General features: G+C 65.8%; 19 protein-coding genes and 1 tRNA gene. 7 read left to right on the top strand and 13 right to left on the bottom strand.

Annotated elements, in window-relative coordinates; genetic code table 11:
- Positions 1-39: 39 nt before the first annotated feature.
- Entirely contained in the window at positions 40-1,896 is a 1,857-nt protein-coding gene (locus AC5P6E_RS14975) for an ATP-binding protein (RefSeq protein WP_019336790.1), read from the bottom strand.
- Positions 1,897-2,098: 202 nt separating this feature from the next.
- The gene (radA, locus tag AC5P6E_RS14970; protein WP_019336791.1) at positions 2,099-3,475 is read right to left on the bottom strand and encodes a DNA repair protein RadA; all 1,377 of its coding nucleotides are present in this window, start codon (positions 3,473-3,475) and stop codon (positions 2,099-2,101) included.
- A gap of 149 nt (positions 3,476-3,624) precedes the next feature.
- On the opposite strand from radA, the gene AC5P6E_RS14965 reads away from it, so the two are divergent.
- Positions 3,625-5,682, top strand: coding sequence for a putative bifunctional diguanylate cyclase/phosphodiesterase (locus AC5P6E_RS14965; RefSeq protein WP_329834505.1), 2,058 nt, complete (start codon positions 3,625-3,627; stop codon positions 5,680-5,682).
- Between the two features lie 138 nt (positions 5,683-5,820).
- Here AC5P6E_RS14965 and cyoD read toward each other — a convergent pair whose 3' ends face one another.
- From cyoD to cyoA, 4 genes are read right to left on the bottom strand one after another with little or no spacing between them, the layout of a single operon-like run.
- Positions 5,821-6,162: a cytochrome o ubiquinol oxidase subunit IV gene (gene cyoD / locus AC5P6E_RS14960; RefSeq protein WP_010483279.1), complete on the bottom strand. Its 342-nt coding sequence runs from the start codon at positions 6,160-6,162 to the stop codon at positions 5,821-5,823.
- Positions 6,162-6,800, bottom strand: a complete 639-nt coding sequence (gene cyoC, locus AC5P6E_RS14955; protein ID WP_005408583.1) for a cytochrome o ubiquinol oxidase subunit III — start codon at positions 6,798-6,800, stop codon at positions 6,162-6,164. Before cyoC ends, cyoD begins: the two co-directional genes overlap by 1 nt.
- The gene (cyoB, locus tag AC5P6E_RS14950) at positions 6,797-8,794 is read right to left on the bottom strand and encodes a cytochrome o ubiquinol oxidase subunit I (protein WP_005408582.1); all 1,998 of its coding nucleotides are present in this window, start codon (positions 8,792-8,794) and stop codon (positions 6,797-6,799) included. Before cyoB ends, cyoC begins: the two co-directional genes overlap by 4 nt.
- Positions 8,795-8,796: 2 nt before the next feature.
- On the bottom strand, positions 8,797-9,837 hold the full coding sequence (gene cyoA, locus AC5P6E_RS14945) for a ubiquinol oxidase subunit II (protein WP_049455618.1): 1,041 nt from the start codon (positions 9,835-9,837) through the stop codon (positions 8,797-8,799).
- A 351-nt stretch (positions 9,838-10,188) separates the two neighbouring features.
- Here cyoA and AC5P6E_RS14940 point away from each other — a divergent pair, with 351 nt between their 5' ends.
- Positions 10,189-10,824 (top strand): GyrI-like domain-containing protein, encoded by a 636-nt coding sequence (locus tag AC5P6E_RS14940; RefSeq protein WP_010483289.1) that lies wholly within the window; start codon positions 10,189-10,191, stop codon positions 10,822-10,824.
- Between the two features lie 57 nt (positions 10,825-10,881).
- On the opposite strand, the gene AC5P6E_RS14935 is transcribed toward AC5P6E_RS14940, so the two are convergent.
- The 3 genes from AC5P6E_RS14935 to AC5P6E_RS14925 all read right to left on the bottom strand — a co-directional run bounded on the left by AC5P6E_RS14935 (position 10,882) and on the right by AC5P6E_RS14925 (position 15,291).
- Positions 10,882-10,957 (bottom strand) — tRNA-Thr (locus tag AC5P6E_RS14935).
- Positions 10,958-11,318: 361 nt separating this feature from the next.
- Complete coding sequence (locus AC5P6E_RS14930; protein ID WP_262102442.1) at positions 11,319-12,323, bottom strand: 2-hydroxyacid dehydrogenase; 1,005 nt, start codon at positions 12,321-12,323, stop codon at positions 11,319-11,321.
- 97 nt (positions 12,324-12,420) lie between these two features.
- Positions 12,421-15,291, bottom strand: a complete 2,871-nt coding sequence (locus tag AC5P6E_RS14925) for an autotransporter family protein (RefSeq protein WP_483697633.1) — start codon at positions 15,289-15,291, stop codon at positions 12,421-12,423.
- Positions 15,292-15,545: 254 nt separating this feature from the next.
- Here AC5P6E_RS14925 and AC5P6E_RS14920 point away from each other — a divergent pair, with 254 nt between their 5' ends.
- From AC5P6E_RS14920 to AC5P6E_RS14900, 5 genes are read left to right on the top strand one after another with little or no spacing between them, the layout of a single operon-like run.
- Positions 15,546-16,055: an RNA polymerase sigma factor gene (locus AC5P6E_RS14920; RefSeq protein ID WP_029379863.1), complete on the top strand. Its 510-nt coding sequence runs from the start codon at positions 15,546-15,548 to the stop codon at positions 16,053-16,055.
- On the top strand, positions 16,052-17,020 hold the full coding sequence (locus tag AC5P6E_RS14915) for a FecR family protein (RefSeq protein ID WP_241872611.1): 969 nt from the start codon (positions 16,052-16,054) through the stop codon (positions 17,018-17,020). Before AC5P6E_RS14920 ends, AC5P6E_RS14915 begins: the two co-directional genes overlap by 4 nt.
- 11 nt (positions 17,021-17,031) lie before the next feature.
- A complete protein-coding gene (locus AC5P6E_RS14910; protein ID WP_071305673.1) occupies positions 17,032-19,830 on the top strand; it encodes a TonB-dependent receptor plug domain-containing protein in 2,799 nt (932 codons plus the stop codon).
- A 46-nt stretch (positions 19,831-19,876) separates the two neighbouring features.
- The gene (locus AC5P6E_RS14905; protein WP_019337510.1) at positions 19,877-20,833 is read left to right on the top strand and encodes a hypothetical protein; all 957 of its coding nucleotides are present in this window, start codon (positions 19,877-19,879) and stop codon (positions 20,831-20,833) included.
- A complete protein-coding gene (locus tag AC5P6E_RS14900; RefSeq protein WP_019337509.1) occupies positions 20,830-21,549 on the top strand; it encodes a hypothetical protein in 720 nt (239 codons plus the stop codon). The genes AC5P6E_RS14905 and AC5P6E_RS14900 overlap by 4 nt, the downstream gene beginning before the upstream one ends.
- Before the next feature lie 116 nt (positions 21,550-21,665).
- Here the strand turns inward: AC5P6E_RS14900 and AC5P6E_RS14895 are convergent, their stop codons facing one another.
- The 4 genes from AC5P6E_RS14895 to ispH all read right to left on the bottom strand — a co-directional run bounded on the left by AC5P6E_RS14895 (position 21,666) and on the right by ispH (position 25,885).
- Positions 21,666-22,172, bottom strand: a complete 507-nt coding sequence (locus AC5P6E_RS14895) for a hypothetical protein (RefSeq protein WP_019337508.1) — start codon at positions 22,170-22,172, stop codon at positions 21,666-21,668.
- Between the two features lie 23 nt (positions 22,173-22,195).
- The gene (locus AC5P6E_RS14890; protein WP_019337507.1) at positions 22,196-22,873 is read right to left on the bottom strand and encodes a lysoplasmalogenase; all 678 of its coding nucleotides are present in this window, start codon (positions 22,871-22,873) and stop codon (positions 22,196-22,198) included.
- Positions 22,870-24,753, bottom strand: a complete 1,884-nt coding sequence (locus AC5P6E_RS14885) for a M61 family metallopeptidase (RefSeq protein WP_019337506.1) — start codon at positions 24,751-24,753, stop codon at positions 22,870-22,872. The genes AC5P6E_RS14890 and AC5P6E_RS14885 overlap by 4 nt, the downstream gene beginning before the upstream one ends.
- Before the next feature lie 181 nt (positions 24,754-24,934).
- The gene (ispH, locus tag AC5P6E_RS14880; protein ID WP_019337505.1) at positions 24,935-25,885 is read right to left on the bottom strand and encodes a 4-hydroxy-3-methylbut-2-enyl diphosphate reductase; all 951 of its coding nucleotides are present in this window, start codon (positions 25,883-25,885) and stop codon (positions 24,935-24,937) included.
- Between the last annotated feature and the right edge of the window lie 2 nt (positions 25,886-25,887).

Genomic DNA, 25,887 nt, shown 5'->3' with positions numbered 1-25,887 from the left:
GCTCCTGTCTAGCGAAGGCTGGATGAGAAGGTACGGTGCTCAGCGCAGCATCTGCTGCAGGGCACCGGCGATATCGGTAAAGGCGCCGTTGAGATCCGGGCCGGGCGTAGTGTTCGCGCGTGCCAGCGGGCGGCCCTGCGCGGCGACGATGATCTTCAGTGAGCGCAGCAGGCGGGCTGCGGCTTCGGCCTGTGGATGCCCCTCGCGCTGGGCGCGCAACAGCGCCTGCACGGCCGGGTTGTCGAGGTTGAGGTACAGCCGCGACGGTGCGCGCGATTCGATGCGCGCGGTGAACTGCCGGGCCAGGCGCAGCGCGGCCATCGAAACGCGCTTGTCGTTCTCGTCGTCTTCCAGGCGCTGCTTCAGCTCGGCTTCGCGGTCGGGCACCACCACCACCGGCAGCGACTCGGGGCTGAAGCGTGCCGGCAGCAGCTGTTCGCCGTCACCGAGCTGCTCGCGCAGCCATGCCAGCTGCGCCTCGTCGAGGCTGTCATCGCTGCGGAACAGTGCACGGTTGCCCTGTTCGGTCCCCAATTCAACCAAGCGCAGGCCCTTGGCCTGGGCCCAACGGCGCAGGAACGGCACCACCGCATAGCGATGGCCGTGCGCGACCGGCACGCCCATCGCGCGGAACAGCATTTCCTCGAAGCCGCCGCCGTTGTCGAGGATCACGTGCACGGCGCCACGTGCGGGCAGCGCACTGGCCGGCAGGTCGCCCTGCGAGGTCGGCACGCGCACGTGCTCCAGCAACAGGTCGAACAGGCGATCATCGCACAGCGCTGCGCCCAGCAAGGCCTCATTGTGGCGCGTGAGAACGCGTCGCCAGGCCTCCGGCTGCTGCCGCGCGACGTCGGCCAGGCCATCAATCAGCGCTTCCAGCAGCGCATGCTGCACGGCGCGGTACTGGTCGTCGCGCTGCAGATCTTCGCGGCTGGCGGTAGGCGTCAGCCGCGAGGATTCGATCACCCCGCCAATGAACCCAGCCCAGGGCGGCAGCAGGTCGCGCGCATCGTCATCCAACAGCATGCCGCGCACGAACACCGACAGGTTGCGGTTGTCGCTGGTGCCGTAGGTAGCGCCGTCCTGCACCCACAGCAGGCCGGTGGCATCGCTGTTGCCATCGGCACGCAACGGCACGGTGACGATCGGCTCGAAATCATGCTCGAAGCGCGCTGCGAACTGCAGCGCCTGGCGGCGCGCCTGCACCGGATGCAGAGCAACATCCCCCTGCCCACGCCACGGCGGCGGCTCGGGATTGAGCGCCTCGCCCGCAGCGCCGATGAAGATCGGCTCGGACAGCAGCGCACAGTAACGGCCCAGCACCTCGTGCAGGCGCGCTTCGTTGGCCAGCGGCAGGAAATCCGGATGCAGCTCCAGTTCCACCTCGGTACCGATCGCACGTGCCGGCACCTCACTGACGGTGTACTGCTCGGCATTGCTGGACACGTACAGGTGCCCCAGATCCGGCGTCTGGTACGAGGTGGTACGCACGCTGACCCGGCGCGCAAGCACGAAGGCCGACAGGAAACCGAGGCCGAACATGCCGATCAGGCCTTCATCGTCCTCGCCGCCCTGGCGCAGGCCACGGGTGTAGCCGACGCCGACGGTGGCCAGGTAATCGTGGATTTCCTGGCGGGTCAGGCCGGCACCGGTGTCGGTGATGCGCAGTACGCCAGCGGCGGCATCGACCTGCACCGAAATGCGCGAAGGCACTTCGATGCCGGGCTGCTCGATGCGGCGACGGATGATCGAATCGTGCGCGTTCTGCACCAGCTCACGCAGCGCCACCACCGGGGTGGAATACAGGTGCTTGCCCAGCACCGTCATCAGTCCATTGAGATCGACCCCGGCGCGACGGATTTCGGCGTTGGGGGCGGTGAGCGCGGTGTCCTGCATGTAATCGTTTACTCCTGGGCACGGAAAGACGCCAGAGGGCGTCTTCGTCGAGCGGGAAAAACTAGCACAGGGAAGCTGACCGTTGCTGCATTGGACATGTGTAGAGCCGAGCCGATGCTCGGCTGCTGTTCGACCACCCGTCGACCATGGCTCGACGCTACAGAAAGCAGCCGGGCGTGGGCTCGGCTCTACAGTGCTGGCATCACGCCGCGTCGATGGCCTCGGACAGGCGCTCCACCGCGATCACTTCCATGCCTTTCACCGAACCGCCCTTCGGCGCATTGGCCTTGGGCACGATGGCGCGCTTGAAGCCATGGGTGGCCGCCTCACGCAGGCGGTCTTCGCCATTGGGCACCGGCCGGATCTCGCCGGACAGGCCGACTTCGCCGAAGGCAATGGTCTTCTCCGCCAGCGGCCGATCCTGCAGCGAGGACAGCACCGCCAGCAGCACCGGCAGGTCGGCCGCGGTCTCCTGCACGCGAATGCCCCCGACCACGTTGACGAACACATCCTGATCGCCGACCAGCACACCGCCGTGGCGATGCAGCACCGCCAGCAGCATGGCCAGCCGGTTCTGCTCCAGGCCGACCGCGACACGACGCGGGTTCGACAGCGGCGACGCATCGACCAGCGCCTGCACCTCCACCAGCAGCGGCCGGGTGCCCTCGCGGGTGACCATCACACAGCTGCCCGGTTGATGGGTGCTGCCACCGGACAGGAAGATCGCCGACGGATTGGAGACTTCCTTCAGGCCCTTGTCGCTCATCGCGAACACGCCCAGCTCGTTGACCGCACCGAAGCGGTTCTTGAAGGCGCGCAGCAGGCGGAAGCGGCTGCCGCTCTCGCCTTCGAAATACAGTACCGCATCGACCATGTGCTCGAGCACGCGCGGGCCGGCGATGCCGCCCTCCTTGGTCACGTGACCGACCAGGAACACGGCGGTGCCGGTCTCCTTGGCGAAGCGCACCAGCCGCGCCGCGCTCTCGCGTACCTGGCTGACCGAGCCCGGCGCGGCGGTCAGGCTCTCGGTCCACAGGGTCTGCACGGAGTCGGCCACGATCAGCCGCGGTCCGGCCTTGGAGGCATGCTGCAGGATCGACTCGACGCCGGTCTCGGCCAGCGCATTGACGCCATCCAGTGGCAGCTCCAGGCGATGCGCGCGGCCAGCCACCTGCGCCAGCGACTCCTCGCCGGTGACGTACAGCACCGGCAGCTCGGCCGCCATCTTCGCCACCGCCTGCAGCAGCAGGGTCGACTTGCCGATGCCGGGGTCGCCACCGACCAGCACCACCGCGCCCTCGACCAGGCCGCCGCCGAGCACACGATCGAACTCGCCGATGCCGGTCGTGACCCGCCGGTGCTCGGTCTGCTCCACGTCCTTCAGCGCGGTAATCTTCGGCGGGTCGATCTTGCCGGCCCAGCCCGCCCGCCGCGACGCCGGCGCCTTGGCGGCCGCCGCGCTCTCCAGCACGATTTCCGACAGTGAGTTCCAGGCGTTGCACTCGGTGCACTGGCCCTGCCACTTGCTGAATTCGGCGCCGCATTCATTGCAGACGTAGGCGGTGCGGGCTTTTGCCATTGGATGATTTCCAGCAACGGGAACAGGCGTGGCAGGATAGCCGAGCCGGGTCGCAGGTGCTGCGACCGCTCAAGTCCCGCCCCCCCGCGCCGATAGTTGTCGCGGGCGTGCGCCTTGCGGGCACCCCTCCCTCCCCCTCTGGATTCAACATGACTGGCAGTTACAGTCAGAGCCTGGTCGCCATCTCCCTGCTGGTGGCCATTCTTGCTTCGTACACGGCGCTGGACATGGCCGGCCGCCTGGCCACGGCCGAGGGCCGCGTGGCCCGCTGGTGGCTGGCCGGCGGTGCAGCGGCGATGGGCCTGGGTATCTGGTCGATGCATTTCATCGGCATGCTGGCCTTCGACCTGCCGATCCCGGTCGGCTACGACATCGGCATCACCCTGTATTCGCTGGCGGTCTCGATCGGCGCTTCGGCCTACGCACTGTGGCTGGTGTCACGGCCCAGCCTGCCCTGGCGCCGGCTGCTGGCCGGCGCCGTACTGATGGGGCTGGGCATCGCCGCCATGCACTACCTCGGCATGGCCGCGATGCGTATGCAGCCGGGTATCGACTATCACCCGGGCTGGTTCGCCGCCTCCATTGCGGTGGCCATCGGCGCCGCCGGTGCTGCGCTGTGGATTGCCTTCCGCCTGCGCACCGAACAGCGCAACACCATCCTCCTGCGCGCGCTGGCCTCGCTGGTGATGGGCCTGGCCATCGTCGGCATGCACTACACCGGCATGGCCGCGGCGCGCTTCCCGGAGGGCAGCATCTGCGGCGCGGTCGGCAGCGGTGGCATCGACACGCGTTGGCTGGCGGTACTGGTGATCGTCACCACCGTGGCCACCCTGGGTATCGCCCTGGTCGCCTCGCTGTTCGACCGGCAGATGCGCGTGCGCACCGGGTTGCTGGCCGATTCGCTGGCGCATGCCAACAACAAGCTGATCCAGGCCGCCCTGCACGACCCGTTGACCCAGCTGCCCAACCGCATGCTGCTGCAGGATCGCATCGAGCAGGCCATCGAGAAGGCGCGGCGCCGCAACCATGCAGTGGCGGTGATGTTCTGCGACCTGGACGGCTTCAAGGCGGTCAACGATGCCTACGGGCACCAGCTCGGCGACCGCCTGCTGGTGGCGGTGGCGCAGCGTATCGGCGGCCTGCTGCGTCCACAGGACACCTTCGCCCGCCTCGGCGGCGACGAGTTCGTGATCGTGCTGGCCATCGATATTCCCGACGATGCGGTGGTGGTGGCCGAGCGGATCATCGCGGCGGCTGGCGAACCGTTCCTGCTGGATGCAGCCGAGCTGCAGGTCAGCGCCAGCCTGGGCATCGCCCTGTACCCGGATGACGCCGGCAACGAGCGCGAGCTGATGGCACACGCCGACGCTGCGATGTACCACACCAAGGAAACCGGGCGGAACGGCTATACGTTCTTCACCCCATCGATGCAGCTCAGTGCCAACCGTCAGCTGCGCCTGCTGCAGGACCTGCGCAAGGCCGTGATGCGCAATGAACTGATCCTGCATTACCAGCCCAAGTTCCCGGCCGCGGGCGCGCCAGCCACCGGCGCCGAGGCGCTGCTGCGCTGGCAGCATCCGGAGCTGGGCCTGCTGGCGCCGGACGTGTTCATCCCCATTGCCGAACGCAGCGGCCTGATCCTGCCGATCGGCGACTGGGTGCTGGACCGCGCCTGTGCGCAGTTGCGTGCGTGGCACGATGCCGGACATGCCGAATGGTCGATGGCAGTGAACCTGTCGCCCTTGCAGTTCTCCTCCCCGGCCCTTCTGGACAGCGTGCGCGGGGTGCTCGAACGGCACCACATCGAGCCGGCGCGGCTGACCCTGGAGATCACCGAGACCACGGCGATGAAGGACGTCGACGCCAGCCTGGCGATCCTCAACGACCTGACCGCGATGGGCGTGCACATTGCCATCGACGACTTCGGCACGGGCTATTCCAGCCTGCTGTACCTGAAACGCATGCCGGCCACCGAACTGAAGATCGACCGCGCGTTCGTGCATGACCTGGAATGCAATGAAGAGGACGCCGCCATCGTCTCGTCGATCATCGCGCTGGGACGCACCCTGCAGCTGCAGGTGGTGGCCGAAGGCGTGGAGACGCAGGCGCAGCGCGAGTACCTGAGCGAACTGGGCTGCGACCAGTTGCAGGGCTACCACCTGGGCCGACCGATGGACGCCGAGGAATTTCTGCGCCGGGTGGGCTGAGCCGATGTGCGGAGCAAGCTCCGCACCCGCCTCATCAGGAGATCCACGCCGTGCGTGGATGTTCCTCGCCGCCCCCCCCACGGCAAACAGAAAGGCCGCCCGAGGGCGGCCTTTCTGCGTGGCAACGTCGCGAAGACGTCAGTGCATCATGTGCACGTTCATGTTGTGCATGACCCACAGGGTGCCGACCACGATGATGCCGATCACCACCACGGTGAAGGCCGCAGCGTTGACGTTCCAGCGGCTTTCCGAAGAGCGGTCCAGGTGCAGGAAGAACACCAGGTGGACCAGCATCTGCAGCACCGCGGTGATCGCGATCACCACACCGTTGACGGTGCGCGAGAAATCACCCGACATCACCATCCAGAACGGGATGACGGTCAGCACCACCGCCAGCACGAAGCCGATCAGGTACGACTTCACGCTGCCATGGCTTTCGCCGCCGGTGCCGTGGTCGTGTGCATGGTTGTCATGTGCCATTACAGGGCTCCATTGAGGTAGACGACGGAGAACACGCCGATCCAGATCAGGTCCAGGAAGTGCCAGAACAGGCTCAGGCACGCCATGCGGGTCTTGTTGGTCGGGGTCAGGCCGTACTTCTTCAGCTGCACGAACATCACCAGCAGCCACAGCAGGCCGGCGCTGACGTGCAGGCCGTGGGTACCGACCAGGGCAAAGAACGCCGACAGGAAGGCACTGCGGTCCGGACCGTAGCCCTGGTGGATCAGGTGCTGGAACTCCCACACTTCCATGCACATGAAGCCGAAGCCCAGCAGCCAGGTGATGCCCAGCCACAGGTACATCTGGCCCATCTGCTTGCGGTGCATGGCGATCATGCCCAGGCCGAAGGTCAGCGACGAGGTCAGCAGCAGCGCGGTTTCCCATGCAACGAACGGCAGTTCGAACAGGTCCTTCGCGGTGGGGCCACCATCGGTACCGCCCGCCAGCACCACGTAGGTGGCGAACAGCGAAGCGAAGATGAGGCAGTCGCTCATCAGGTACACCCAGAAACCGAAGACGGTGTTGCCGCCGGTGTCGTGGTGCTCGTGGTCGTCATGGCCATGGGCCGCCGCATGCGCGGCGTGCCCGTGGCTCAGGGTCGAGGTATTGGTGCTCATGCCTTCAGCTCCGACTTCACCAGGCCCTGGGCTTCCAGGTGCTTGCGGTGTTCGTTCTCGATGCGTTCCACCTCGGCGGCCGGGACCCAGTAGTCCACGTCCTGGTCGAAGGTGCGGTAGATGAACGTGGCGATCATGCCGACGAAGCCGACGATGGCCAGCCACCAGATGTGCCAGATCATCGCGAAGCCGAACACCAGGCTGAAGGCACCGATGACAACGCCCGTGCCGGTGTTGCGCGGCATGTGGATGTCGGTGTACTTGGCCGGCTTCGGCCAGGCTTCACCACGCTGCTTGCGCTCCCAGAAATCGTCCAGCTCGGTGACTTCCGGCAGCGTGCCGAAGTTGTAGAAGGCCGGCGGCGAAGAGGTTTCCCACTCCAGCGTACGGGCATCCCACGGGTCGCCGGTCAGGTCGACGGTCTTCTTGCGGTCGCGGATCGACACGGCCACCTGGATGATCTGGCACAGGATGCCGGCACCGACGATGAACGCACCTGCGGCGGCGATCAGCAGCAGCGGCTCGTAAGCCGGGTTGACCGTGCTCTGCAGGCGGCGGGTCATGCCCATGAAGCCCAGCACGTACATCGGCATGAAGGTCACGTAGAAGCCGATGAACCAGCACCAGAACGCGCACTTGCCCCAGAACTCGTTCAGGCGGAAGCCGAACATCTTCGGCCACCAGTAGGTGATGCCGGCGAACATGCCGAACACCACGCCGCCGATGATGACGTTGTGGAAGTGGGCGATCAGGAACAGGCTGTTGTGCAGCACGAAGTCGATGGCCGGAATCGCCAGCATCACACCGGTCATGCCGCCGATGACGAAGGTGACCATGAAGCCGATGGTCCACAGCACCGGGGTGGTGAAGTGCACGCGGCCGCGGAACATGGTGAACAGCCAGTTGAAGATCTTCACGCCGGTCGGGATCGAAATGATCATCGTCGTGATGCCGAAGAAGGCATTGACGTTGGCACCCGAGCCCATGGTGAAGAAGTGGTGCAGCCACACGATGAACGACAGCACGCCGATGCAGGCGGTGGCGTAGACCATGCCCTTGTAGCCGAACAGCGCCTTGCGCGAGAAGGTCGCGATGACTTCGGAGAACACACCGAACGCCGGCAGGACCAGGATGTACACCTCCGGGTGACCCCAGATCCAGATCAGGTTGATGTACAGCATGGCGTTGCCGCCACCGTCATTGGTGAAGAAGTGCGTTCCCAGGTAACGGTCCAGGGTCAGCAGCACCAGGGTGATGGTCAGCACCGGGAAGGCGGCGACGATCAGCACGTTGGTCACCAGGGCGGTCCAGGTGAACACCGGCATCTGCATCAGCTTCATGCTGGGGGTACGCATCTTCAGGATGGTGATGAAGAAGTTGATACCGCTCAGCGTGGTACCCAGGCCTGCGACCTGTAGACCCCAGATGTAGTAGTCCATGCCGACGCTTGGACTGTATTCGATGCCCGACAACGGCGGGAACGCCAGCCAGCCGGTGGCGGCGAACTCACCGATCCACAGCGACAGCATGATCAGTACCGCACCGGACACGAACAGCCAGAAGCTGAGCGAGTTGACGAACGGGAACGCGACGTCGCGCGCACCGATCTGCAGCGGCACGGCCAGGTTCATCAGGCCGGTGATCAGCGGCATCGCCACGAAGAAGATCATGATCACGCCGTGGGCGGTGAAGATCTGATCGTAGTGGTGCGGCGGCAGGTAACCCTCGGACCCGCCGACGGCGAGCGCCTGCTGGGTACGCATCATGATGGCGTCGGAGAAACCGCGCAGCAGCATGACGAAGGCGACGATGAGGTACATCACGCCGATCTTCTTGTGATCCACCGAGGTGAACCACTCCTTCCACAGATAGCCCCACAGCTTGAACTTGGTGATCAGGGCCATGACGCCCAGGCCACCCAGCACCGCGCCGACCAGGGTGGTCAGCACGATTGGATCGTGGGGGATCGACTCAAGAGAGAGTTTTCCCAACATGTTCATTCTCCCGAACCCGCGTGGCCGGCATGGCCCGCGTGTTCGTGTTCGTTGGCATCCAGGTTTTCACCCGATTCCTTGGAATCATGTGCGTCACTGGGGGCATGGCCCTCGTGCGCTTCATGGCTGGCGGCATCGGCAGCGGCGGCACCAGCGTGCGAGTGCTTCATGCCGTAGTGCTTGTTGTCGCCCATGTGCTTGGCGATGACCCAGTCGAACAGGCCTTCTTCGGTCTTGCCGAAGTAGGTGACCGGGTACCACTCGGCGTTGCGTGCTTCACCCAGCGCCTTGAACGAGGCCTTGTCCAGGGTCTGCTCGCCGGCACGGACCTGGTCCAGCCACTGGCGGTATTCGGCATCGGTGACCGAGTAGGCGGTGAAGTGCATCTTGGCGAAGCCCGCGCCGCTGTAGTGCGAGGACATGCCCGGGAATTCACCGGTCTCGTTGGCGATCAGATGGAGCTTGGTCTCCATCGCAGCCATCGAGTAGATCATGCTGCCCAGGTGCGGGATGAAGAAGGCATTCATCACCGAATCGGACGTGATCTTGAAGTTCAGCGGCGTGTTGACCGGGAACTTGATTTCGTTGACGACCGCCACCTTCTCTTCCGGATAGATGAACAGCCACTTCCAGTCCAGCGAGATCGCCTCGATGGTGACCGGCTTGACGTCCGATTCCAGCGGCTTGTACGGGTCCAGTGCGTGCGACGAGCGCCAGGTCAGGACCGCCAGTACCAGCACGATCATGCAGGGAATGGACCACACCACCACCTCGATCGCCGTCGAGTGGGACCACTTCGGCTCGTAACGGGCCTTGGTGTTGGAGGCGCGATACTTCCACGCGAAGGTCAGGGTCATGATGATGACCGGGATGACGACCAGCAGCATGAGCACGGTAGCCGTGATCAGCAGGGTCTTCTCATCCTGGCCGATCTGGCCCTTCGGACTGAGGATGGCCACGGCATCGCAGCCGGTGAGCATCACCAGCAACGACAGCAGCAGGCCCGGGCGCAACCAGCGCCCAAGGGTTTTCAACGGAATCATCGGTCGATCCAATTGCGAGGGAATGCCGTTCCCCGTCCTGCCTGTTCCGGCCAAAGCCGGTCCCACCGGTCCGGAAGACAGGTAGGGAGGTGGGGTCGAGTCAGCCTTTCAATTTTAGGCCGTCACCCACCATTTAAGAAAGGCATTGACAATGATCGAGCGCAGGAAAGGCCCGTTTCTGGCTGCGACACGTTGTCGCACCGCGCAGGCGCGGCGGGCAGAACACCCGGGGGCGGCATCCTAGCATCGGGCGATGGCGGCTGCTCCGCCCGTGTTCGGCAAAGTCGCCTGAACATGTTCAGGCATGCCTGCGAAGGTAATGCATGGGATGCTCGGCGCTGGAGGAAGCCCATGGACAAGATCGACTTCAAGAAGCGCGATCGCGCGCTGTACCAGCCCCCGGTGGGCCGGTTCGTGACGGTGGACGTACCGCCCCTGCCCTACCTGATGGTCGACGGCCACGGGGATCCGAATACCGCCCCCGCGTATGTGCAGGCGGTGCAGTGGCTCTACTCGGTCAGCTATGCACTGAAGTTCGCGCTGAAGGCCAAGGGCCGGGACTACGTGGTGCCACCGCTGGAAGCGCTTTGGACCGCAGAGGATCCGTCGAGCTTTGTGGAACGCCGCAAGGATGAGTGGAGGTGGACGGTGATGATCCGTACGCCGGACGGGATCCGTCCAGAGCAGCTGGAGGCTGCCATCGCCAAGGCGGCGAAAAAACTGGGCGACGCACCGGCCAGTCTTCGCCATCAGGTGATTGAGGAGGGCATCTGCCTGCAGACCCTGCATGTAGGCGCCTACGATGACGAGGGTCCGGCCCTGGCCCATCTGCACGACGAACTGATGCCTTCGCTGGGCTACACCTTCGCCGGCCCCCATCACGAGATCTACCTGGGCGACCCGCGCAGGACCGACGCTGCGCGGTTGAAGACCGTGCTGCGGCAGCCGGTGCGGGCGCTTGAACCTGATAGGGGTTCGCGCCCATGATTTCCCACATCCGCCCAAACAAAAAGCCCCGGCCAAGGCCGGGGCTTTTCATGCAACTGGTGCCGGAAACAGGAGTCGAACCTGCGACCTACGCATTACGAATGCGCCGCTCTACCAACTGAGCTATTCCGGCTTAGCAGGCAATTCTAGAGGGTGCCGGTCAGCAGGTCAATTGAAGCCGCCGCCGCGAGGTTGACCCACTTCATGGTGGCTCGGAACGTCGTTTTACTCATAGGTACAGGAATCGTCGGCGCCCCCCTTGGCCGCCTTGATGGTACGCATCACATCCCAACCTGTCGCGTTGCGTCACAGCACGACCGCTCGACGCCATCGCATTCGTTCCGGACGCCGTTTAAGCCATCATTGAAGCCGGCATCGCCGTCCGCCACCAGCACCAGCGCACCCAGCGCCACCTCCGGCTGCACTTCGCGTTGGTGTGGATCCGGAGATGTGGTGCGCGACAGAACAGGCGTCGCAGTCACGATGTCGCCGGCTCAGCCAGTCCCCACCAAATTGGCGCACACCCGCCCGGCCGCGAAATCCTGCAGGTTCCCCAGCGTGATCGCCGAGATCTCCTGCAGCGCCTCCACGGTGAAGAAGCCCTGGTGGCCGGTCACCAGCACGTTGGGGAAGGTCATCAGGCGCTGGAAGGCCTCGTCGTCGATGATCTCGCCGGACAGGTCCTGGAAGAACAGCGCGCTTTCCTGCTCGTAGACGTCGATGGCCAGATGACCCAGCCGCCGCGACTTCAGCGCGCGGATCACCGCATGGGTATCCACCAGCCCGCCGCGCGAGGTGTTGACCAGCATCGCGCCGGTCTTCATCCGCGCCAGCGAGGCGTCGTTGATCAGATGCTGGGTATCGGGTGTCAGCGGGCAATGCAGCGACACGATATCGGCGCGCGCCAGCAGCTCCTCCAGTCCAACCCCTTCGCCCACGGCAGCGAAGGCCGCCGATGGATACGGGTCGTACCCCAGCACGGTGCAGCCCATGCCGTGGAAGATGCGCGCGGTAGCCAGGCCGATCTTGCCGGTGCCGACGATGCCGACCGTGCGCCCGTGCAGGGTGCGCCCGAGCAGGCCATCGAGCATGAAGTTGCCTTCGCGCACCCGGTTGTAGGCGCGATGGGTCTGCCGGTTGAGGGTCATCACCAGCGCCAGCGCATGCTCGGCCACCGCCTCCGGCGAATAGGCCGGTACGCGTGCGACGAACAGATCCAGCGCTTTTGCAACCGCCAGATCCACGTTGTTGAAACCTGCGCATCGCAGCAGCACGGCCCGCACCCCCATCGCATGCAGGGTGTGCAGCACCGGCGCATCCAGGCGGTCGTTGACGAACACGCATACGGCTGCGCAATCCTGCGCCAGCGCCGCCGTGTGCACGTCCAGCGCCACATCGAAGTACACGAACGCAAAGCCGTCCCCAGCCGCATCGCGCTGGTTCGCCTCATCAAGGAAGCGGCGGTCGTAGGGACGGGCACTGAAGACGGCGATCTGCATGGATGGGCCTGGGTGGAATGCCATACCGACCATACCGCAGCAGCGCCCGCGTTGGGATGGCACCGGCGATGCCGTCATCGCCGGTGCCGGGTGCCACTTAGAACCTGTAGCCCAGGCCCAGCATCACGCCGTTCTGGATCTGCCCGTCGCGGCGCTCGCCCACGTAATCGGCCATGATCGACAGCCGCTCGCTGGCACGGCTGGTCACACCCAGGTTCCAGGCCAGCACCTGCTCGCCCACCGCCTGGCTGCTGGCGCCGAACACCAGATCCGGAGCTGCGGCGAAGCCGGTGCTGTAGCGGGCCTGCGAATCGCCCAGCTCCTTCTGCCAGACCACCCGGGCGCGCGGGGTGATGCGCTCACCGTTGTTGCCTTCGAAGGTCTTGAACAGCTGCAGGCCCGCACCCACGCGGATGCTCTCCAGGCTGCCACTGCGGCCAACCAGCGCACCGGCGCCCTGCCCTTCGTTGAAGCGGGTGGCCGACGTGCGCGCGTAGTCCACCACCGGCAGCAACGGCTGGATCACCAGGCCCTTGCCGGTGGTGAACGAGAACGCATGTTCAACACGTGCGGAGATCGCATCGTTGCTGTACTTCGCGCGCAGGGGCTGCTGCAGGCCATCGATACCGCCGATGCTGCGACGGGTGTCATGCCGCAGATCGGTGTAGCGCACGGCCGCCGACAGATAGCCGCGCGCGTACGTCGCATCGAGGTAACCGCCCACGTCCAGCGCGCGCACATCACCGGTGAAACCAGAGCCATCGCTGGCCTTGGTCGACATGTCCGCCGCGGCCACGCTGACGCCCAGGGTCACGCGGTCATCGGCCACGCGGGTGTCTGCACCGATCACGATGCCACCAATGGTGTGGCTCAGGCCGGCCACGCCACCGTCGGCATCGATGCGGCCATGGCTGGCGAAACCACGTGCCCAGATGCCATGGCTGCGTCCGGCGTCACCGCTACCCGCAACGCTGCCCGGCGCCGGTTCGACCAGGTGCATCGCCAGCTGGTTGAACAGGCTGCCATGGCGCATGCCCGGCTGGGAGGAGACCGACTGCGCCACCTGCGAGGCCAGGCCATCGGCATCGCCGCCGCTGCGCATGGCCGCCTGGTGCTGCTGCACGACGTTGCCGATGCTGCCCACCAGCGCGGTGTCGGCCAGGCGCAGGCTGGCGTGCGCATCACCGCGCAGGGCACCGGCCTGTTGTGCGATCACATCGCGGTCGGCGAACTGCAGTGCGCCCAGCAGCGATCTCAGCCCCTTGTCCTGGCGATCGGAGGCCGTCGCCAGCGCACGGCCCAGGCCGTCGCCGGACGTACCGTTGGCGAACAGGCCCAGCTGGTCAAAGCCGGGGTTGGCGGTCAGCCACAGGCCATCGGCCGTCTGCTTCACGTTGAAGCTCAACAGCGAATTGTGGCGGGGACGGAACACATCACCGCTGATGCTGGCACTATAACCGGTGTCCCCCAGGCGCACGGCCTCTTCGAAGCCGCCCTGGTAGATCGGGCCCTCAACCAGATCACGACGGAAATCCTGGCCGTAGTAGCCCTGCGCCACGTTCAGTTCGAGGAAGGCCCCCTTGGAGATCACCAGTGCCCCCTCGGTCTGCTCGTCATCGAAGAAGGTACCCACGCGCAGGCGGCCTGCAGCGGTGCCGCCATTCTCTGTAACGTCGAACAGCACCTTGCCGCCCGGCATGATGTTGACGTAGCCATGGGTGACCAGGTCGCCACCGCGCGGCATCAGCGTGCCGAACACGCGCAGGCGGTTGAAACCGTCTTCGCGGTACGACGGGCCGGTGCCGTCCAGCAATGCAGCGCGGTCCATCGCCGTACCCGCCACGTCGCCATGGCCGACCAGCATGCCTGCGCCGAGCACGCGCACTTCCGATGCGCGCAGGGCACCGCCTTCCAGCGCGATGGTGCCATTGTCGACCAGCATGAAATCCGCACCCGTCGTCGCGGACGTGCGCCAGGTGGCGCCGTTGGTCACCCGGATCACGCCCATGGCGTTGTCCAGCGTGGAGACATCCAGATCAGCCAGCCGCAGCTTGGACAGCAACAGGTCCTGGATGTCCGGGTCACTGAGGTAACCCTGCACCGACAGCGCACCGATGCCCTGCGGACCCTTGCTGGATGCGTTGTAGATGCTCTGCGCGAGATTGATGTAGGTGGATCGCCAGTCGGTATTCCAGCGCGCGAAATCATCATCGACGAACGCCTGCAACTGGCGTCCGGTACGCAGGTAGCCGGGGTTGATGTCGCCGGTCACGTTGGCGGTGACATTCAAGGTGTCGCCCGGATCGCGGTACCCGCTCGCGGTGATGATCCTGTTGCTGTAGATATCCTGGCCGGGGAACGACTCCAGCTTGCTGCCACTGCCATCGGGGTCGAAAGTGACCGAGGAACCGGTGCTGCGTGCCGGATCGCGGAACACCAGCAGGCCATTCGGCTTCACCACTTCGTACATGGCCTTGTGCAGCAGCCCGGCATCCATGCCACCACCGTAGTTGCCGGTGTAGATCTGGGTCATGCGCGGCGACGGCGTGTAGATCACCTTGCCGCCGCTGCTGGCCGCGTGGATCTGCACCGAGTCGATGAGCGGCAGATCGCCGGCCAGATAGCGTTCGACGCCACCGGACTGCATGATCGAGCAGGACGAGATGCAATTGCCGGACACGATGGTGTTCAGTCCGGAGGTGCGGATGATGCCCTGCAGCCACTCGCCGGCGATCAACGCACCACCATTGGACGTGCGCAGCACCACCTCACGGACCGGCCGGCCTTCGGCCTGCGCCTTGGCCAGCAGTGCCGGCAGGGACACCACGTCGGCGTAGGTCACATCGCCACTCAGGAAGATGCGATCGCCCTGCACGTGATAATTCATTGCCATGACGTCATCCACCACGGATATGGCGGCAACGCCCATCAGCCCGGCCAGGGCCAGGCTCAACTTCGAATACTTCATGTGTTCTCTCTCCACCCGCAACACGCGGGTAGAACGATCAACGCCACAGCGGGGTGATCTCCCCCAGTGGAACGGATCCTGAAAAATGAATACATTCAGAATGAGAATCCGATCGATGCACACTCTTCCCCATCCGGTCATCGTCGCGTAAAACTCGATGACGCATTCGCCACCGACAGTCGAGGCCAGCCCTGTCCACCCCGTCTCCCCTGATCCATCGCGCGCCGGAGCTACCCGCACCTGCGGATGCCTTCATCGCGTTCGTACGCGAAGAGCGCGCACCGCTGTGCGCGTTCCTGCGCACGCGGGGGGTCGGGCCTGAGGATGCGGAGGATATCGCGCAGGACTGCATGGAGCGGCTGATCCGCTACCGCGCACAGGGCCCGGACGAACTGCGCCTGCTGCTGTATCGTATCGCCCGCAACCGCCTGGCAGACCGCGGCCGCTCGCCGCAGTCGCGGCCGCATCTGCCGCTGGCCGAACACGATGGCAGCGACGAACCGTCCAGTTCCTCGCCCGATCCATTGCGCCAGGCCGAGTCAGGGCAGATGCTGTCCCTGCTGCGGCAGGCCCTGTTCAAGCTGCCCGAACGCGCACGCGAGGTCTATCTGCTCAACCGCATCACCGGCATGAGCTACACGCAGATCGCGCGGCATTGTGGAATTACTGCCAAGACCGTGGAAAAACATATCGCCCGGGCCCTGCAGGGCCTGCGTCAGGAGTTGGGATCGGATCCGCTGCACAACGACAGGGACGGCCAATGAGTGGCACCCCGCACAGGGATGATGCACAGCTGTTTGAACGCGCCAGCGCCTGGGTAGCCCGCTTGGAAGCCCCGGACTGCACGTCGGTCGAACGCGAGGCGTTCGAGGACTGGCTGGCCGAAGATCCGGCCCACGTCAAAGCCTGGGTGCAGGCCGAAACCCTGTTCCAGCAGGGTGCGGCGCTTGCGGCTGACCCTTGGCTGCGCACCGCCGCGGCACGGGCGGCGCGTCCGCCGCGCCGGCGCTGGCTGCCGGGCGTGGCCGCTGCCGCCGGTGTCTGCATGGCGATCGGCATCGGCTGGATGGTTGCCATCGACGGCAACCCGACGCCGCAGGTCTACGCCAATGATTCGCACCAGCCACAGCAGCAGACGCTGGCCGATGGCAGCGTCGCCATGCTGGATGCCGGCACCACCCTCCGCGCCCGCTTCGGCTGGCGCCATCGTGATCTGGTGCTGGAGCGGGGCCGGCTGCAACTGCAGGTCGCACCGTCGAACAAGGCGCTGAAACTGCACGCCGGCGACAGTACGATCCGTGACATCGGCACGACCTTCCAGGTGGAACGCCTGCGCGACGGCCTGGTCGAGGTCGCGCTGCTGGAAGGTGCCGTGGAAGTCAGCAACGGCGCAGCGCAGCACACGCTGGCGCCCGGCCAACAGCTGCAGGTACTGCCCTCCGGCCGCATCCAGCCGGGCCCCGCCCTCTCGTCCAACGCAGCCGCTGAAGGCTGGCTGCGGGGGCAACTGGTGTTCGATGCCACGCCCCTGTCGATCGTGGTCGAGCGCATGAACCGTTATGGCCGCACGCCGCTGGTGATCGTCGATCCGGAGATCACCGACCTGGCTGTAAGCGGCACCTTCCGCGCCGGTGATGCACAGGAGCTGCTGTCGGCGCTGGAACTGGGTTGGTCCGTGGCTGGCCAGACGCGTCCGGATGGCGCGCTGGAACTGCGCCGCACCTACTGAGGAGACCGGCAGTGACGGCAGGTCCGGGTGCGCTGCAGTGGGGGCTGCTCCGCGCCCTGCTATGCCTTGCACTGGGTGTTGCCGCACTACCGATGGCCGATGCCGGCGAGCCCGCCGGCACGCTGGAGATCGACGTGGGTGCGGGCCCACTGGTGCCGGCACTGCAGCAATGGGCCCGGCAGAGTGGCACCGCCCTGCTGTTCGACGCACGTGAACTGGATGATCTGCGCACCACTGGCACACGTGGCCAACGCGATACCGGGGCCTCCCTGAAGCTGCTGGTCGCCGGCCTGCCGGTGAACATCCTGCGCACGTCCTCGGGTGCCTTTGTCGTGCGACGTGTCCATCCCGAGCCACCTGCCACGCCACCGAAAGCGGTCGCAGCCCCGCGCCTGCCGCACCCGGCTCCCAGGTCCGCCGACACGCCACACCAGGTGGAACTGGCACCCATCCACGTCACCGGCAGCCGGCTGCCGCGCTCTTCGGTGCAGACCACACTGCCGGTCACCACCATCGATCGCGACGACATCCTGCGCAGTGGCTACGGCAATCTGTTCGACCTGCTGCGGCACCTGCCCGGCATGAACGGCCATCCCGCCATGAGTACCTCGCGCGGCGGCGATTCGCAGTACCTGCCGGTGGGTGCAGCGGCCACCACCAGCCTGGACGGGATGGGCCCGCGGGCGACGCTGTTCCTGGTCAACGGCCGGCGCCTGCCGCGTTATCCCATGGTGTCGCTGGAACAGGGCGGGCTCACCGACCTCGGCGGCATTCCGCTGAGCTTCGTCGACCGCATCGAACTGGTACGCGGCGGTGCCTCGGCCATCTATGGGGCCGATGCCATGTCCGGCGTGGTCAACATCATCCTGCGCGACCAGGCCGATGGGCCCGAAGCCATGCTGCAGACCGGACTCAGCAGCCGCGGCGATGCGGGCCAGTACCGCCTGCAGGCCGCCACGGGCGGCGCGCGTGGCAATGGGGACCGCTGGTTTGCCGGCCTGGATCTGCACCGTGTCGAGCATGTCGCCGGTGACCAGCGTGACTGGCATGCGGAAACCTCGCTGTATCCGATCGGCGCGATCTTCGGCAACTGGTACGTGCCCGCCCGACGCTGCGAGCCGCCCCTGAAGCGGCGCGAGGATGGCTGCTGGTTTGACAGCGCGCGCCCGCGTTCGCTGCAGCCCGCCTCGGATACCGCGTCGGCCTACCTGCACTACCGGCATGAACGTGGCGAGGGACGCTATGCCTATGTCGAGGCACGGGCCAGTCACAACCGTCAGCGCTTCGACCTGGGCCCGACTGCCGTTGCCGTAGTCTCGCGCGGAATCACCTTCAACAGTGTGCTGCGCGAGGCCGGCAACGTGCGCCCCAGCGTCCGCGCCACCGATGCGGACGTCACCCTCGGCATCGGCCGTGACCAGGGCCGGCGCAGCTGGGAGGCGGGCATCAGCGCGCAGCGCAGCGAAGTCACCTTGTCCACTGCCGGCACCGTGCGCACGACGCGCCTGCTTGAAGCAACGCAGGCGCGCAGGTTCACCCCCGGTTTCGACGCGCCGCCGGCGGCCGAGGCGGACACGCTGTTTCCGTCCATCCGCAACCGCGGCAGCACCGCACAATGGCAGGGCTGGTGGGGTGTGCAGCGTGAACTGATGGCAATGCCCGGGGGCAATGCGCAGCTGGCCACCGGCATCGACCTGCGCCATGAACGCTGGGTCTCGCGTCCGGATGTGCTGCTGAGCCAGGGCGACCTTGCGCTGGGCCTGCCGCAGCAGCAACGCCGCCTGTCGCGACAAAGCAGTGGCGTCTATACCGAGCTGGGCCTGCCGCTGGCACCCACGCTGCGCGCGGACCTGGCTGCACGCTGGGACCGCGACGGCGGCTTCATGGCGTTCTCGCCTCGTGCCGGGCTGCGCTGGAGCCCGACGCCGCACTGGTCGTTCCTGCTGGCCAGCGGGCGCGGTTACCGTGCACCGAGCCTGTTCGAGCAACGGCGGCCTCCCGGCTACTTCGGCTCGATCACGCTTCCGGTGTCCAATGCCCTTCCGGAATGTGCAATCGCCACCCGCGGTGGCGGCTGCAGCGTCACGGCCAACGTCGTAGAGAACGATGCACTGAAGGCCGAGCGATCGCGCAGCCATTCGCTGGCAGCCACGTGGACACCCAACGACACGTTCTCGCTGTCGCTGACCCACAACATCGTGGAACTGCGCAACGAGATCCTCGCCCTGCAGCCCAGCGATGCGGTGTGGAATCGTAGTACCTGGGAACTGGATGAAGACGGCCACCTGAGCAGCCTGCGCCTGTCGTTCGACAACATCGGCCGCACCACCTCCCGCAACTGGGTGCTGCGTGGCGAGTACCGCATCGACAGCGGCAGCAACGGCCAGTGGTTGTTTTCGCTCGATGCGCTGAAACAGCAGGAGCTGCGCCGCCGCCGTGACCACGAGGCCGCCGTGGACCTGCGCGGCCACGTGACACCCGAGCTGGCTGCGGTGTTGAACGTGCAATGGCAGAACAGCAACTGGGACATCGCCCTGCGCGGCAACCAGGTCGGGCGCACCCGTGCCTGGCTGCCCGGGGCCGAGTGCCCGCAGGATCAGGTCGATCGGAACCAGTGCATGAATCCACGCCAGCTGCGCTGGAACCTGCACCTCGCACGTCGGCTGGGGCCGCGCCTCGTTGCAGCGCTGGATGTGCACAACGTACTCGATGCGCAACCGGTGAACTATCTGGTCGGCAATGGCGGACAGATGCCGGGCCTGGACGATCCGCTCGGCCGCTACTACCTGCTTACCCTGCAGTTCCGCTGAAGCGTAGTAATCTACGCGCCCTGTTCCACCGCGGTCCCCTTCCCCCATGAAAGCCTATCTCTGGTTCTGGGGCGCGTTCCTGCTGTTCTTCGCGTTGCCTTTTCCCTGCATTCTCTATTTCGGCACTTCGTGGCCGGTGGCGTTGGTCGACCGCAGCGCGCCGTGGCCGGCACTGTTGCTGCTCGCACTGTCGCTGGCCTTGTGGCTGACGCTGCTGTTCGCCTTCCTGCACTACCTGTTGCTGGGGCCACCGCGCGCACTGCACCGGGTGCAGTCGATCCTGGCCGACGGTGAACCGCGCAGTGCGCTGATCGAACAGGCCGAACAGACCGGCGTACAGGTGCGCGGCTTCGCGCAGTGGGAACTTCAGTTGTCCTTCAAGAACCTGTCAGGTACGCCGATCCGCGAACAGATGCTGGTGGTCGACAGCAAACCCCAGCTGCATCGCTTCGAGGTGGGCAGGCACATCGATGCGCGCCTGGGCCGGACGCCCGGGGCATTCCCCAACATCGTGCTGGACGGCGCCCAGCCCGAACTGAATGTTGCCAGCCTGTGGCGGCGTGGCATCGGTGCAGCACTCGGCATCGCAGCCGTTGCCGCTGCCTATGTGTTGGCCTACCGGCTGCAGAACGAGGGGCTGGGCTGGACCTTCCTGTCGTTCGGTCACCCGCTGCTGGTATGCCCGCTGGTGCTGTGTGGCTATGCGCTGGGGCTGCGCCTGCTCGGCCGCCTGCTGCACGCCGATGCCCGCGGTGATGCGCTGAAGTATCGCGGCATCGGCGTGGAGGCCCGGGTATTGAAGGTCCGTCAGACCGGCACCTACCTCAACGAACAACCACAGGTGGAGTTCCAGCTGGAATACATCGACCGCGAAGGCAACGTACAGCAGGCCCGCGTGCGCCGCTTCATCCCGCTGATTGAACTGGCCAACATCCCGCGCGAGCACGTGACGCTGCTGTACGACCCGGATGACCGCAGCAACGTGCGGCTGGAGGGAATATGAAGCAGCCTCCCTCCACCCGCACGGTGTTCCTGGTACTGCTGCTGGTTCTGGCGGGCGCGGCCATTGCCGGCGGCGCAGTGCAGACCATCAGCGAAACGCTGGGGCATTCGGTACAGCCGGACCGGTTGCCACCCTCCGTCCCGTCTCAGTCACAGCGCGAACAACCCGTATCGCTTGTGCCGTCCCCGGCGCCCTTCCCCGCGGCGAGTACCGCTGCGGCGCCCGAGCGCAACAATCGCCTGTTCGATGCGGACTACCTGCTGGCTGCCCGTCAGGCACTGGAGCAGCTGCCGGCACTGGCCAGCCAGCGGCTGACGGTCTTCCACAGCATCCACTTCTACGACGATGGCCGCATCAACCTGGATCTGATCGATCCGCAACAGCCGGGCCACGTCGACAGCTATCACTTTGAACGTGGCCAGTGGCGCAAGGGCAATCCGGTGAACCCGCAGCAGTTCGCGCCGACCATCAGCTTGCAGCGCAGCAGCACGCCTCTGGCCAACGTTGATTTCGATGCCGTGCCACGCGTGGCCAAAGCGCTGCAGGAACAGCGCAATGCGCTGCAGAACCCCGCATCCGAAGTCGGCCATGTCTACGTGATCGTGCGCAAAGCCGGCAAACTGGTATGGCTGCCGGACGAAGTGGCCGGTGATCGCGAATCCGTGCGGCTGCAGTTCGACGCACAGGGCAACGCCCGCGGCGTAAGCCGTCAGTAGGCAACGCGACCCATCCAGCTCTGGCAGCCGTTACTCCAGCAGGTAGAGCAAGGCCATTTGTTCGCTGACGAGAAGACTTGAACCAGCCGGCAGCCAATGCGGATAGCCTCGATGGATCACAACTCCCAGTACTTGGAACCTTGGGTTTCATGCAGCCGGGATAGGAAGCCTGCAAGCGAGTCCGATGCTTCAGGCCAATCTTTTCGCTCGTCCAAAGGCAGGCAGACCAGCACCGTACCAAAGGCGTTCATCACCAGTAGATCTGAATCGCCGTAGAAGCGGCCAAATACGACATCGCCGCTCCGGAAATCCAACGGACGCGAACCAGCGAGGAAGGTCGTCTGAACGTGTGCATCCTCGACGCTGAGCATCTCCATGCCCCATTGACCGAATTGCTCGTCCTTGAACAATTCCGCCGAAGCGTACACCTTCCAGAATGCGAGCAACTGCGCTGGGCAGCCCTGTAATCGCCGGTCTTCTGATATTGCAGCACCACGTTCTACGAAGAAGGATCGAAGCAGGAAAGGACACGCCCCATGCTGATGCATGGCGACCCGAGGCTTTGACCACTCCGCCCGGATGGCATCGATAACTGCAAACAGCGCGTTGATTCCCCTAGCCATCAGAAAATCATAACGAGGCCAGGCTAGCGATGACCAGGCAAAACTGAACGGGCTATGGCGTACTGCGCGCCGTAGTACGTGGACAACACCAGCAGGCTGGCCAACGGCAGGCCACCGGCGAAGCGGTCCCAGGCCAGCAGGGAATCGCTGGCCACGAACAGCAATGCACCTGCCGCGGCCCAGCGGGCGCTTCGGGCGTCCACGGCATCGGGCTGCGGGCTGCGCCACTGCCGTGCCAGGGCCAGCGCTGCCATCGATGCCAGCACCACCACGTATGCCAGCACCGGCACACGCATCGGCACCGGCAGGTGCGGCCACAGGCCAAGCACATTGAGTACGGCAAAGGCCGCCAGCAGGACGCTGGCGGCCAGCAGCCCACGCCCGGCACGCAGGCCATCGCGGAAGGCGACGATGTAGCAGACATGCGCCAGCAGGAACGCGACCAGTCCCGGCACGAACGCATCCATCGGCAGCATCAGCGCGATGTCGCCCACGCACGAAAGCAGCATGCCGGCCAGCACCGCACGGCGGTAGAACGGCTGCGCCGGATCATGCACACGGCAGGCGATGGCCGCGATCAGCAGCGTGGTCGCGGGCTTGGCCAGCCAGTGCAGCCATCGCCCATCGCCGTGCAGGAACGCGCCGACGATGGCGAGGATCGCCATCAACAGGACCACGCCATCGCGGGCGCGCGATTTCATCGCGCCTTCCACAGATCTGCAAGGCGGTCGGGCTTGCCGGTGATGCGCTCCAGCACCGGGTACTGCAGGCCACCGTGGTAAGCGATGCTCATGGTTTCAATGCGGTCGAACTGCTTCACCAGCAACATGATCGGCGCCTTGTCCTTCGCTGCCGCAGCCACCGCGTCCTTCAAGCGCTGGCTGCTGTACTCGCGCCCGCCCACCGCGATCACCTTCATGCCAGGTGCAAGACCGGCGTTGAAGGCCGGGCTGTCCCAGATCACATCACCGACCGTGCCGTTGTCGAGCACGGTCGCACCCAGCGAGTACGCCAGCAGCGCCGCCTTCGCGCGCTTCTCCTGCGCCTTGTAGGCATCGTTCGGGGTATCGCGGTAGACCAGCTTCCAACCCGCCAGCTCCAGGCCGCCAGTCAACGAACCGTGGCCGTCCAGGCGCCCGCGCAGGAACGTGGCCCAGTCGTACGGCGCGATGCCGTTCAAGGTCGCGACCACGTCATTGAAGGTGTACGGATTGACGTCCCAGTCGCCATTGCCGACGCCGAAAAAGGCGCGCGCGAAGTCGTCCAGGCTGCGGCGGTTGCCGCTCAGTTCGCGCAGCTTGCCCTCCACTTCCAGCCACAGCATCTGGCCGCCGGAGTAGTAGTCCTCGCTCATCTGATAGTTGCGATACGGCAGCGTGCGACGCTGGGCGATGGTCGGGTCATTGGTGGTGTCCTGCAGCGGACGCCAGGCCAGGCCCGGGCGGCCACGGTCATAGGTCGCGGCCACATTGGCCAGCATGTCGCGCGCCTGCGCAGCCGACCACAACCCCGAGCGTGCTGCCAGCACCTGCCCCCAGAACTGGGTCTGCCCTTCGTACACCCACAGCAGGCTGTCGCCCATGGGCACGTTGAAGTTGGCGGTGGCCAGGTCGGCGCCGCGACGGTACTTGCCGTTCCAGGAATGGGTGTACTCGTGCGGCAGCAGGTCACGCATCCACGCGTTGCTGTCCCACTCGGTGAAGTAGCCCGGATCGGCACTGTTCTCGCTGGAACGGTGATGCTCCAGGCCGATGCCACCGAGGCGGTCGGTCAATGCCAGCAGGAACTCATAGTGGTTGTAGTGGCGCGCACCGTAGAGCTTGTCGGCCTGCTGCACCAGCGCGCGGTGCATCATGATCTGCGCCTCGCTCGGCTTCAGCGACTTGGCGTCGTCGGCAAACACATTGAGGTGCACCGGTACCTTCGCGCCCGGATCGAGATCAATGCGCTGATAGTGCTCGCCGGCAAACAGCGGCGAATCGACCAGGTGATCGTAGGAGATCGGCTTGAACACCACGGTGTCGCCGTCGCGGCGCGCGGTTTCCAGCGCAGTGGCGAATGACCAGCCCTTGGGCAAGGTCACGCTGGCCTGCGCCTGCAGCTGGCGCGCATCGACGCCGGCCGGATACAGCGAGTTGGCGTTCCACTGCAGGTTGAGCATCTCCGGAGTCATCACCACCCGCCCCTGGCTGCCACCCTGCGAAGACAGGAAATCGAAGTGGGCGACGATCTCGCTGGCGCCCTCCGGCACGTTCACCTTGAACGCATAGACGTTGTACTGATCGCGCTGCCAGGCCAGCGGCCTGCCGTTGGCGGTCACGCGCAGGCCGGCCAATTTATCGATCGGGCCGGTGGGCGAATGGTTGCCGGGAATCCACTGCGGGTACAGCAGGGTCATCGGGCCGGGTTTGGCCGGCACCGTGGCGGTCACCTTGAAGATGCGACGGGCCAGATCGCGCGCGTCGACCTCGATGCGCAGCAGGCCGGCAGCCGCCGCGTTCGCCGGTGGCGAGGTCTGCGCCAGTGCAGGCGTGGCCGCCAGCGCGAACAGCAACGACATCGCCAAGGCTCGGGTCTTCATCGGGCAACTTCCAACAACGGAGAATCTTCCGATGCTAGGCCTGTAAAGTGCCCCGCCCCATGGCCAAAGGTCATGGGCGGGCCGCTCATCCACGCATGCCAAAAAGCGTGCGAAGCAAGGTTCGCACCCACCAGAGCAGTTTCAGTAGATCCACGCCATGCGTGGATGAGGCGCTTCCCGGTCAGTCGACCAGGCGCAGGCGCAGTTCCTTCGGCAGCGCGAACACCATCGATTCCGGTTCGCCGTCCAGCTCGCCCACGCCGCTGGCGCCCAGCTCGGCCAGGCGCGCCAGCACGCCATCGACCAGCACCTGCGGCGCCGAGGCACCTGCGGTCACGCCGATGTGCTGCTTGCCTGCCACCCACGCCGGATCGATCTCGTGCGCGCCGTCGATCAGGTACGACTCCACGCCCTCACGGCGGGCCAGCTCGCTCAGACGGTTGGAGTTGGAGCTGTTCGGCGAACCGACCACCAGCACCAGGTCGCAGCGCTTGGCCAGGTCGCGCACGGCGTCCTGGCGGTTCTGCGTGGCGTAGCAGATGTCGTCGTTCTTCGGGCCCTGCATCGCCGGGAAGCGCTCGCGCAATGCATCGATGATGCCGCGCGTGTCGTCCACCGACAGCGTGGTCTGGGTGGTGTAGGCGAAGTTTTCCGGCTGGTTGATGTGCAGCGTGGCAACCTGCTCCACGTCCTCCACCAGGTAGATCTGGCCGGTGCCGGCTTCGCGGTTCCACTGGCCCATGGTGCCTTCCACTTCCGGGTGACCGGCGTGGCCGATCAGCACCACGTCACGGCCGGCACGGCAGTGGCGGGCGACCTCGAAGTGGACCTTGGTCACCAGCGGGCAGGTGGCGTCGAACACCTTCAGGCCACGGCGCTCGGCTTCCTGGCGCACCGCCTGGGACACGCCATGCGCGCTGAAGATCACCGTGTTGTTGTCCGGCACTTCGTCCAGTTCCTCGACGAAGATCGCGCCGCGCTGCTTCAGGTCGTCGACCACGAAGCGATTGTGCACCACTTCATGGCGGACGTAGATGGGTGCGCCCAGCGTTTCGATCGCGCGCTTGACGATCTCGATCGCACGATCGACACCGGCACAGAAACCACGCGGGTTGGCGAGCAGCACATCCATCA

This window comes from Stenotrophomonas sp. YJH_SMC_16, assembly GCF_059367875.1.
The sequence above is the reverse complement of the archived record's forward strand: the minus strand, read 5'-3'. Positions and strand labels throughout refer to the sequence as shown.

What these genes read in the sequence shown, in the direction of transcription:
- AC5P6E_RS14965 (WP_329834505.1), top strand. Translation starts at nt 3,625, where the DNA reads ATGACTGGCAGTTACAGTCAGAGCCTGGTCGCCATCTCCCTGCTGGTG.
- AC5P6E_RS14895 (WP_019337508.1), bottom strand. Translation starts at nt 22,172, where the DNA reads ATGGCTAGGGGAATCAACGCGCTGTTTGCAGTTATCGATGCCATCCGG.
- AC5P6E_RS14885 (WP_019337506.1), bottom strand. Translation starts at nt 24,753, where the DNA reads ATGAAGACCCGAGCCTTGGCGATGTCGTTGCTGTTCGCGCTGGCGGCC.
- cyoA (WP_049455618.1), bottom strand. Translation starts at nt 9,837, where the DNA reads ATGATTCCGTTGAAAACCCTTGGGCGCTGGTTGCGCCCGGGCCTGCTG.
- cyoB (WP_005408582.1), bottom strand. Translation starts at nt 8,794, where the DNA reads ATGTTGGGAAAACTCTCTCTTGAGTCGATCCCCCACGATCCAATCGTG.
- AC5P6E_RS14975 (WP_019336790.1), bottom strand. Translation starts at nt 1,896, where the DNA reads ATGCAGGACACCGCGCTCACCGCCCCCAACGCCGAAATCCGTCGCGCC.
- AC5P6E_RS14900 (WP_019337509.1), top strand. Translation starts at nt 20,830, where the DNA reads ATGAAGCAGCCTCCCTCCACCCGCACGGTGTTCCTGGTACTGCTGCTG.
- AC5P6E_RS14915 (WP_241872611.1), top strand. Translation starts at nt 16,052, where the DNA reads ATGAGTGGCACCCCGCACAGGGATGATGCACAGCTGTTTGAACGCGCC.
- AC5P6E_RS14905 (WP_019337510.1), top strand. Translation starts at nt 19,877, where the DNA reads ATGAAAGCCTATCTCTGGTTCTGGGGCGCGTTCCTGCTGTTCTTCGCG.
- cyoC (WP_005408583.1), bottom strand. Translation starts at nt 6,800, where the DNA reads ATGAGCACCAATACCTCGACCCTGAGCCACGGGCACGCCGCGCATGCG.
- AC5P6E_RS14925 (WP_483697633.1), bottom strand. Translation starts at nt 15,291, where the DNA reads ATGAAGTATTCGAAGTTGAGCCTGGCCCTGGCCGGGCTGATGGGCGTT.
- AC5P6E_RS14890 (WP_019337507.1), bottom strand. Translation starts at nt 22,873, where the DNA reads ATGAAATCGCGCGCCCGCGATGGCGTGGTCCTGTTGATGGCGATCCTC.
- cyoD (WP_010483279.1), bottom strand. Translation starts at nt 6,162, where the DNA reads ATGGCACATGACAACCATGCACACGACCACGGCACCGGCGGCGAAAGC.
- AC5P6E_RS14930 (WP_262102442.1), bottom strand. Translation starts at nt 12,323, where the DNA reads ATGCAGATCGCCGTCTTCAGTGCCCGTCCCTACGACCGCCGCTTCCTT.
- radA (WP_019336791.1), bottom strand. Translation starts at nt 3,475, where the DNA reads ATGGCAAAAGCCCGCACCGCCTACGTCTGCAATGAATGCGGCGCCGAA.
- ispH (WP_019337505.1), bottom strand. Translation starts at nt 25,885, where the DNA reads ATGGATGTGCTGCTCGCCAACCCGCGTGGTTTCTGTGCCGGTGTCGAT.
- AC5P6E_RS14940 (WP_010483289.1), top strand. Translation starts at nt 10,189, where the DNA reads ATGGACAAGATCGACTTCAAGAAGCGCGATCGCGCGCTGTACCAGCCC.